The following is an 8,555-nucleotide window of genomic DNA, read 5'->3' as shown; positions in this document are numbered from 1 at the left end:
AGAGATATAGATATTTACGAGACAATGGATCATAATATATATCCGGATGACTGTACTCCTGCAGTAGCAACTTATTTAACCAATAGTACAGTAAATAACACTGCCATAATGGCTACAATTTTTGATTTAGCTAGAAAAGGTTATATTTCCATAGAGGATAAAAATGATTATAAAGGAAAAACTAACAACTTTAAGTTAGAAAGACTTAAAAAAACTGCCAATTCTTTATTGGCCCATGAAATATTCTTATTAGATTGGTTTTTTGATGAAATTGGCGACGGGAATATTGTGACGACAAAGGATATAGAACACTATAGCAAGAAAGATATGATAAATTTTAGCAATTCTTACAATACATGGAGCAAAACAGTAAGAGAAGATGCTAAAAATAAAGGTTATTACGATAATAAAGGCAAAAAACCAGGATGGGTTCTAGTTTTATTTTCTATCATTACTTTTCCTCTTTCAATAATTTCACTAGTTTTTGAAGGATTTTATGGGCTAGTTTTATTATTTGTTTCGATATTTGCTTTTATATATGGCATAATCGTTATCTTTAGAAAATCAGATTATGGATATATTCAATATAATAAATGGAAGGATTTCAAAAAAGATCTAAAAAGAAGAGGAGATACATTAGATATAAATAATTTATCATTTCCACTAGATATAGCTTTAATATATGGTTTAGCTTTAGGAGTAAGTGTTAATTCACTAAATAAATTCAAAACCCTAACCCCTGAAAGTACTATGCCTAATCATTGGTTCTATTGGTATTTCGCTACAGGTCCTAAAGGTCAAAACTCCTTTCAAAGAAGTTTGAACAGAGCCTTCTCTGCTGGTAGCTCATCTACTGGAACCGGTGGAGGATTCTCCAGTGGTGGAGGTGGTGGCGCAGGAGGAGGCGGTGCCGGAGGATTTTAGCAGTTGATGTTTAAAAAGAAACAAAAAGTTATAACTTTTTGTTTCTTTTTAAATCAAATCTTTAAGTTCCCCCTTTATCTTATAGGGGAGCTTTTTCAATTCTTCTATATTCTTACTTCCCGTTAATAACATCAATATCTTTAGTTTATAAATTAAACCTTCCATGTAGCTGTTAGCTACTTCATAGCCACCTTCAATTAACTCTTTCAATATTTGTCCGCCTATTCCTACTACATTGGCACCTACAACTAAAGATTTTAATATATCTAAACTGGTTCTTATCCCACCGCTAGATATTATATTTAAATCCTCAGATATACTTCTACAATGAATCAGACTAAGGGCTGTTGGAATGCCCCAAGAATAGATATCACTAAAATCTATTTCATCATCCCTTCTATTCTCTATTTCTATAAAATTAGTCCCACCTTTACCTGATATATCTATATACCTTATTCCTATATCATATAGTCTTTGGGCTACATCTTTTGATATGCCAAAGCCTACTTCCTTTACTATAACTGGTTCTTCTATATTCGACACAATTTTCCCAATATTCTTTAAAACCCCTTTAAAGTCCCTATCCCCTTCTTTCATAACTAACTCTTGAGCTGGATTCAAATGAAGTTGAATAGCATCTGCATCTATTAAATCCATAGAAAATTTCACATCTTCTAAAGATGCTTGGGCACTTAGATTTGCAATTACCACTGCTTTTTCTCCTACAGTTTCCCTTACTATTTTAAAGGAGTTATAGCTTTCTTTATCTCTTAATGCAATGGTTTGGGAACCTACCGCCATGGGAATCCCATAATTTTTGGCTATTTTTGATAAATTCCTATTTATTTCTTGGGAAAATTTAGTTCCTCCTGTCATCGCATTTATCATTATAGGATACTTTATATTCTTTCCTAAAAAGCTAGTTCCTCCATTAATTTCATATAAATTTAAATCTGGTAACGAATTGTGTTCTATATATATATCCTTAAATAAGGTATCGCTTTCATAGGTAGATTTTAAAGAATATTCAATATGCTCTTTTTTTCTATCTTTTCTAATTAAATCTTTTTTCATAAAAACCTCTCTTTACTTATTCTAATAAGAAATTTTCAAACATCTCTTCAACTATTTGTTTAGTTCCTTCCTCATCATGAATGAAGTAGGATATATCCCCTATATATTTGCCAACTCCTGGTAATGTAGCTGTTTTCATATTATCTAGATTGATTTTATTAGCTGCTAAAGCACCTTTCCCTATTATATTTAAAGGTATATTTGTATCTACATAATCATAGTAGGTCTTAACCATCTTAGGCAAAGCAAGTATATTTTTAGGTTTTAATGCTTGATTCATAAATTCTTTCATAAATAGCTGTTGAGCTGCTACCCTACCTAGATCTCCATCTGGGTAAGATCTAAACCTTAAGTATTCTAAAGACTTATCTCCATCTAATGTTTGCTGACCTGGTTGAATATCTATCAATAGTGGAGGATTATCCGTCGGGTCATTATAATACATTCTTCTAGGCACATCTATATCTACGCCGTCAATAGCGTTCACTATTTCCCTCACTGCCAAATAGTCTACTGTTACATAGTATTCCAAATCAAGATTTAAAAAATCCTTCACTGTTTTCATTGCAAGATAAGGTCCTCCATAAGAATGGGCATGGTTTATTCTTTCCTTTCCTTTCCTCCCTCTTATATTAACTCTAGAATCCCTAGGAATGGACAGCATAGTAATATCACCAGTCTCAAAGTCAAATTTACAAAGAATCATGGTATCAGTTCGCTTTCCTGTGGGTTTATGGCTATCTTCTCCTTCTATCTTCTTTTCCTTTACTTTTGCTACACCACCTGAGCCATCTTGATCATCTATACCCATTAATAAAAATAATATCTCACCTTTGTCTTCAATTTTCTTTTCTGTTTCTAGATTATCCTCTTCTCCTTGATAAGCCACAGAGTCCTTATTTAAAATATAATGGCCTGTTGCAGCAAATAAAGCAGAAAAAGCTATCAAAGCTATTAAGAATGTCAACCAGAATTTTTTCTTCATTATAAACCCTCCCATATAAGGTAAACCTATATTTAAAATAATACTAAATATAAGCATGTTTTGCAATCTAAATAAAGTTACAATTTGGATACATATTCTTTTCTCCAATAAATTTAAACTTAAAAATAAAAGTAGGTCTAATTATTGACCTACTTTTATTTCTCCAGCTTTAATTAATGCTTTTTTAGTAATTAAAGGTCCTACAAGCTCATATATTACAGTTGCTGCAAGAACAATAGTTCTGATTTGTCCTCCATAAGGGGAAGGTAAAATATTTTGTGCTACCATAGATAAACCAATGGCTACCCCTGCTTGTGGTATTAAAGTATAGCCCAAATATTTTCTTATTACTTTTGAAGACTTTGCTATTCTTGCACCTAAGTATGAACCTAAAACTTTTCCTATAACTCTAAACAACACATATGCAATTCCGATCATACCAACGCCTTTTAAGACTGATAAATCCAGTTCTACCCCAGCTATAGTAAAAAATAAAATATATATAGGTGGTGTAAACCTTTCTACAGTGGTAAAGACTTTTTTATTATTTGGTATTACATTTGTCAAAGTGGCACCAACCATCATACAGGCCAAAAGGGATGAAAAATTAAATCTTATTGAAATTGCTGCTGTTGCAAAAACAATAGCAATAACTATAGATAGAAGCTCATCCTCTCCTTTGGTTTTTCTAGATAATAAAACAAGTAAAATCCCCATTAATAGCCCTAGAATTAACGCACCAACTATCTCTATTAAGGGAGATATAAATAAGCTGACTATTGATATTGATTCAGTACTACTGATCAAAGTTCTTGCTATTGCTGTTGAAATTCCAAAAGCCATTATACAAATTGCATCATCCATAGCAACAACAGGCAATAATGTGTCTACTAAAGGACCCCTAGCATTGTATTGTCTCACTACCATTAAAGTAGCTGCTGGAGCTGTAGCTGCACCAATAGCTCCTAAAACAAGACTAAAGGAAACCGGTTGTCCAAATATAAATATCATACTCAGCGTTACACATAACATTGCTGTTAATGCTTGTAAAATAGTTATCAAAACAATGCCTTTACTCATCTTTTTTAAATGTACTAAATTAAACTCGCTTCCAATACTATAGGCTATAAAAGCTAAAGCCACTTCCGAAATAATTGAAAATTTACTTATAGTTTCTTTTGGTATTATTCCTAAAATTGAAGGTCCAATTATTAAACCTGCTATAAGGTATCCTGTAACATTTGGAAGATTGATCTTTGCTAATATTTTAGCTGTAATAATTCCTACTAACAATATGACAGCTAAATAAAATAATATATTCATCGTAAACTATTCCATCTCCTTTACTTTGTTAAACCTTCTATTCGATTTACTGGTACGGTAAACATAATCCCTGTGTTTTCTGAATTTATATTCCCTACTACTTTTCTTACACAATCCATTGCAATAGGTATTTTTCCTTCATCTAGCACCATAAAAATAGTCCTATTAAAAGGTCTATTTTCATTTAATATGGTCTTTAAAGAACCAAATAACGGTATTTCAGAATGTTCGTCAGCTAAAGCTCTAGCCATACCCATACTATCAATAATAGTTCCCCCTCGAATATCATTGTTACTTAACTCCAATAATAAATCATCTAATTCCTGAATTTTGTTTAGGACTATAATTAACATTTCCATAATAATTCACCTCCATTCTTTATATTACTCCTATAAACTTTATTATTCAAATTTTTTTATTAATGATACATTATGATTGCCTTCAATATAGAATCTATATGGGAAATCTTTGGCTTCTTCTGCATAATCTATACCTATTCTTTTAGTTTCTACTATCTTAAATGTTTCTTTTTGGCCATATTCTAAATATATTTTATCACCACAAAGATCTGCTTTATCCAATATTTTATCTATCTTTAAAGCCATAGATAATTTCCCTGGGCCATTAGTAAAATTTTCCCTTTGATATTTACTTAAATTAGTATAATTTTGACCAAACCTATTTTTAGACATTTCGTCTATCCCTTGTATAGGCTCTATCGCTCTTATTAAAACAGCTTCTGGTATTCCCTTTTTTTCCGTTACTATATTAAAACAATAATACATCCCGTATATGAGATATACATAGGCAGTACCAGGAATTCCATACATAGTTTCTAATCTTTTAGTTTTCTTACCACCATAAGAATGAGCTGCCTTGTCTTTAAGACCTAGGTATGCTTCTGTTTCTACAATTCTTCCTTTTAGATTTTGCCCACCTATATTATGAACTAATACTTTTCCCAATAATTCCTTGGCTACAGTAATCGTATCTCTACTATAAAATTCTCTAGTTAATTTCATATTTTCCTCCTAAAAATCAAGGAACAACTCTAGGTTGTCCCTTGATTCAAATTAATTCTATTTGAAAATTTTATTTGTAAATAGTATTTTCAACCATATCTAATAATATATCTTTCTTCAATTCTTCTTCCTTCTTCTTCCCAACTAAGTTTTCTACTAATTTTAATGCAAAATAAACTGCTACTGCGGGACCTCTTGCTGTTATAATATTCCCATCCTGAACCACTAAATCATCCTTATATTCACTTTCCTTTAAATCATTATCAAATCCTGGATATGAAGTGACCCTCTTCCCTGTTATTATCCCCGCTCTTTGTAATACTATTGGTCCAGCACATATTGCCCCTATTAACTTTTCATCTTTATTAAACTCCTTTACCAATTTAATAACCCTATTATCGTCCCTAAGATTAGTAGCGCCAGGCAGCCCTCCTGGTATAACTAGCCCATCATAACTTTTTATACTGTTTATTTGGTCTATTTTTTTATCTGCTTTTACAATTATCCTATGTGCCCCCTGTACTTCTATTTCTCCTATAGAACAAGTATCTACTATTATATCCATTCGTCTCAAATAATCTACCGTAGTAAGAGCCTCAACTTCTTCAAAACCTTTTGCCAATAATAGTAATACCTTCTTCATTTTACTACCTCCTTAAAATTTCTAGTATATATATTATATACCATTAACCAGAAGTTTAAAAATTTGTGCTATATAAAATAAAAAAACAAGGCATAGTTCTGTAATTTGTTGGGGGTAGAACCATGCCTATGGTGGGCTTATTGTTGCTCTTCTAATGTTGCAATAGCTTCGTTGTAAAGTTCAGTTACCTTAGAGAGCACATTCTCATCTATTATTTTTTGATTTTCTTCTATAATATCTATATATTTCGAAATCACTTTAGATGTTACTGTTTCATCCATATCTTTTACCTTATTATAACTTGAAAAAATTTCCACTTTTATTTCCTTAGTCTCATAATCGTATATAGGAGTATTACTTGATCCTTCTAAATAAAATTTTAAATATAAACCATATATTCTTAATATCTCTTCATATCTCATATTATCTGGATACTTAGAAATATAATTTTCTGTTTTAATAAGTCTTTCTGCTAATTCATCATAAGATATCATTATTGCTGCATCTAATATAGTAGGCATGTTAGATTCCATGGATTTCAAATCAATATATTCTTTCATATCCTCTGCTATATAATCATTGTATATCTTTAATGCTTCATAATCTATAATTGGATAGAAAGCTCCTTCCATATTGATAAGTTTAAATTTACCTTGTATTATCCTATCAACTAATTCCTTTAAATTACCATTCTTTATTTCTTCTACCTTGGAATTATCGAAAAATAGTAAATCTTCTATATTAACTTCTGTTCCATCAATGGCAGATCTATTTACTTCAGATAGGCTTAATAATTCCATTTGATTTTCTTCCATAAATAATTGTTCTGTATATCTTTCTATATATTTCTCCTGAACTTCCTCCAGATTTCTTATCATTTCTACAGCATATTCTGTACTTACCTTGTCAATATTTTCATCAACATATTTTACCAAAGTAAAAGGTTCGTTATCACTTTCAACTATATTTTTAAAATCTCCCATTATCTTCTCTTCATCATTTTCAACTATAGTTTCTGTTTCCGTTCTAGTATTATCCATAGATTCTCCATTGTTTCCATCTAGATCATTGTTTACTTTACAACCTACAAGTAAAGAAAACAATAAAATAGTTATGATAAGCATATAAGTTATATTTTTTTTATTCATAATTATTACCTCTTTCACTATTTTGTTACTCCTATTATACCTTCAATCAAAGTATATTATGATTTGCTATAATTAATATATCAATAATCTTTGTAAAAGTCGTTACAAATGAGTTACAATATCATTACATAAAAATTATTAATTAAAAATCAAAAACCCTTCCTTCATTCAGATGATAATTCATCAATGAATTACAGAAAGGCTTTTGTACTAATTTTCTATATTATATGCTTTTTCCGTGAAATCTTTTTTCTCTTGTTTTTCTTCTATATTGTCATATGCAGTTGAAAGCATTAGCTTTATCCTATTTAACTGGTTTACTTCACTAGCTCCTGGATCATAATCTATGGCAACAATATTAGCTTGAGGATATAAATCTCTAATAGCTTTTATTACCCCTTTACCAGTTATATGATTTGGTAAACATCCAAAAGGTTGGGTACATACTATGTTTTCAGCTCCAGTCTGGATTAATTCTAACATCTCTGCAGTCAATAACCAACCTTCTCCATATTGATTTCCTATAGAAACCAATCTTTCTGCTTCCTTAACTAACTCTTCCACCGTTAAAGGCTCATAGAATCTATTAGAGTTTCTTAAGGCTTCTCTTATAGGTTTTCTATAATACTCAATGTATTTTATAGCAATATCGCTTCCTATCTTAGGTAACAAACCTTTTGACAAATATTTGTATTTATAAGTTGCATTATAGCTAGAGTATAATAAAAAGTCTGTTAAGTCAGGTACTACTACTTCTGCTCCTTCAGATTCTAGTAAAGCTACTAAATTATTATTAGCCATAGGATGGTATTTAACTAATATTTCTCCTACTACCCCTACTTTTGGTTTAACTAAACTTTCATCTATCTCTAACTCGTCAAAATCCTTTGTCATCTGATGAATATTGTCCACATATTCTTTTTTATCTCCTAATTTTACAGCTTCTGAACATTTATCAATCCAATATTTAGCCAGTAAATTAGCAGAACCTTTTATCTTTTCATAAGGCCTTACCCTATATAACAGTCTCATGATAAGATCTCCATATAAAACCGCCATTACTCCTTTTCTACCCATTTCCAATGAATAGGTAAAGCCAGGGTTGGTCTCAATCCCTTGTGCAGATACAGCAATAACTGGAATATTACCAAAACCTGCATCTTTTAATGCTTTTCTTATAAAACCAATATAATTAGAAGCTCTACATACTCCTCCCGTTTGGCTCATTAAAAGAGATACATTATTTAAATCGTATTTGCCAGATTTTAATGCAGCTATATACTGACCTACAGTTATTATAGAAGGATAGCAAGCATCATTGTTCACATATTTTAACCCTTCATCAATAGCTTTTAAATCCTTTTCAGGTAAAAATTCTATATTATATCCACAAGAATTTAATGCCTCCTGCAATATTTTAAAATGAATAGGCGCCA

8 protein-coding genes and 1 pseudogene are annotated in these 8,555 nt (G+C 30.8%); 1 reads left to right on the top strand and 8 read right to left on the bottom strand.

Annotated elements, in window-relative coordinates; translation table 11 throughout:
* A partial coding sequence (locus tag VK998_RS09945) for a DUF2207 domain-containing protein (RefSeq protein WP_325227979.1) occupies positions 1 to 924 on the top strand: 924 nt, incomplete at its 5' end.
* Between the two features lie 48 nt (positions 925 to 972).
* Here the strand turns inward: VK998_RS09945 and fni are convergent.
* The 8 genes and pseudogenes from fni to VK998_RS09905 form a co-directional block, all read right to left on the bottom strand.
* The gene (fni, locus tag VK998_RS09940; RefSeq protein ID WP_325227978.1) at positions 973 to 1,998 is read right to left on the bottom strand and encodes a type 2 isopentenyl-diphosphate Delta-isomerase; all 1,026 of its coding nucleotides are present in this window, start codon (positions 1,996 to 1,998) and stop codon (positions 973 to 975) included.
* Between the two features lie 16 nt (positions 1,999 to 2,014).
* Positions 2,015 to 2,983: an LCP family protein gene (locus VK998_RS09935; RefSeq protein WP_325227977.1), complete on the bottom strand. Its 969-nt coding sequence runs from the start codon at positions 2,981 to 2,983 to the stop codon at positions 2,015 to 2,017.
* Positions 2,984 to 3,124: 141 nt separating this feature from the next.
* The gene (locus tag VK998_RS09930; RefSeq protein WP_325227976.1) at positions 3,125 to 4,306 is read right to left on the bottom strand and encodes a cation:proton antiporter; all 1,182 of its coding nucleotides are present in this window, start codon (positions 4,304 to 4,306) and stop codon (positions 3,125 to 3,127) included.
* A 20-nt stretch (positions 4,307 to 4,326) separates the two neighbouring features.
* On the bottom strand, positions 4,327 to 4,665 hold the full coding sequence (locus VK998_RS09925; RefSeq protein WP_325227975.1) for a hypothetical protein: 339 nt from the start codon (positions 4,663 to 4,665) through the stop codon (positions 4,327 to 4,329).
* A 42-nt stretch (positions 4,666 to 4,707) separates the two neighbouring features.
* Positions 4,708 to 5,328, bottom strand: coding sequence for a DNA-3-methyladenine glycosylase (locus tag VK998_RS09920; protein WP_325227974.1), 621 nt, complete (start codon positions 5,326 to 5,328; stop codon positions 4,708 to 4,710).
* A gap of 70 nt (positions 5,329 to 5,398) precedes the next feature.
* On the bottom strand, positions 5,399 to 5,971 hold the full coding sequence (locus tag VK998_RS09915) for a DJ-1 family glyoxalase III (protein ID WP_325227973.1): 573 nt from the start codon (positions 5,969 to 5,971) through the stop codon (positions 5,399 to 5,401).
* Positions 5,972 to 6,108: 137 nt separating this feature from the next.
* Entirely contained in the window at positions 6,109 to 7,119 is a 1,011-nt protein-coding gene (locus tag VK998_RS09910; RefSeq protein WP_325227972.1) for a hypothetical protein, read from the bottom strand.
* Between the two features lie 210 nt (positions 7,120 to 7,329).
* Positions 7,330 to 8,555 (bottom strand): annotated as a pseudogene (locus tag VK998_RS09905) (2-hydroxyglutaryl-CoA dehydratase); the annotation flags it as partial.

The organism is Schnuerera sp. (assembly GCF_035459645.1).
Lineage (GTDB): Bacteria > Bacillota > Clostridia > Tissierellales > Tepidimicrobiaceae > Schnuerera.
Note: the sequence above shows the minus strand (reverse complement) of the source record. Positions and strands in the feature narration are given on the sequence as shown.

What these genes read in the sequence shown, in the direction of transcription:
- VK998_RS09915 (WP_325227973.1), bottom strand. Translation starts at nt 5,971, where the DNA reads ATGAAGAAGGTATTACTATTATTGGCAAAAGGTTTTGAAGAAGTTGAG.
- fni (WP_325227978.1), bottom strand. Translation starts at nt 1,998, where the DNA reads ATGAAAAAAGATTTAATTAGAAAAGATAGAAAAAAAGAGCATATTGAA.
- VK998_RS09920 (WP_325227974.1), bottom strand. Translation starts at nt 5,328, where the DNA reads ATGAAATTAACTAGAGAATTTTATAGTAGAGATACGATTACTGTAGCC.
- VK998_RS09935 (WP_325227977.1), bottom strand. Translation starts at nt 2,983, where the DNA reads ATGAAGAAAAAATTCTGGTTGACATTCTTAATAGCTTTGATAGCTTTT.
- VK998_RS09930 (WP_325227976.1), bottom strand. Translation starts at nt 4,306, where the DNA reads ATGAATATATTATTTTATTTAGCTGTCATATTGTTAGTAGGAATTATT.
- VK998_RS09925 (WP_325227975.1), bottom strand. Translation starts at nt 4,665, where the DNA reads ATGGAAATGTTAATTATAGTCCTAAACAAAATTCAGGAATTAGATGAT.
- VK998_RS09910 (WP_325227972.1), bottom strand. Translation starts at nt 7,119, where the DNA reads ATGAATAAAAAAAATATAACTTATATGCTTATCATAACTATTTTATTG.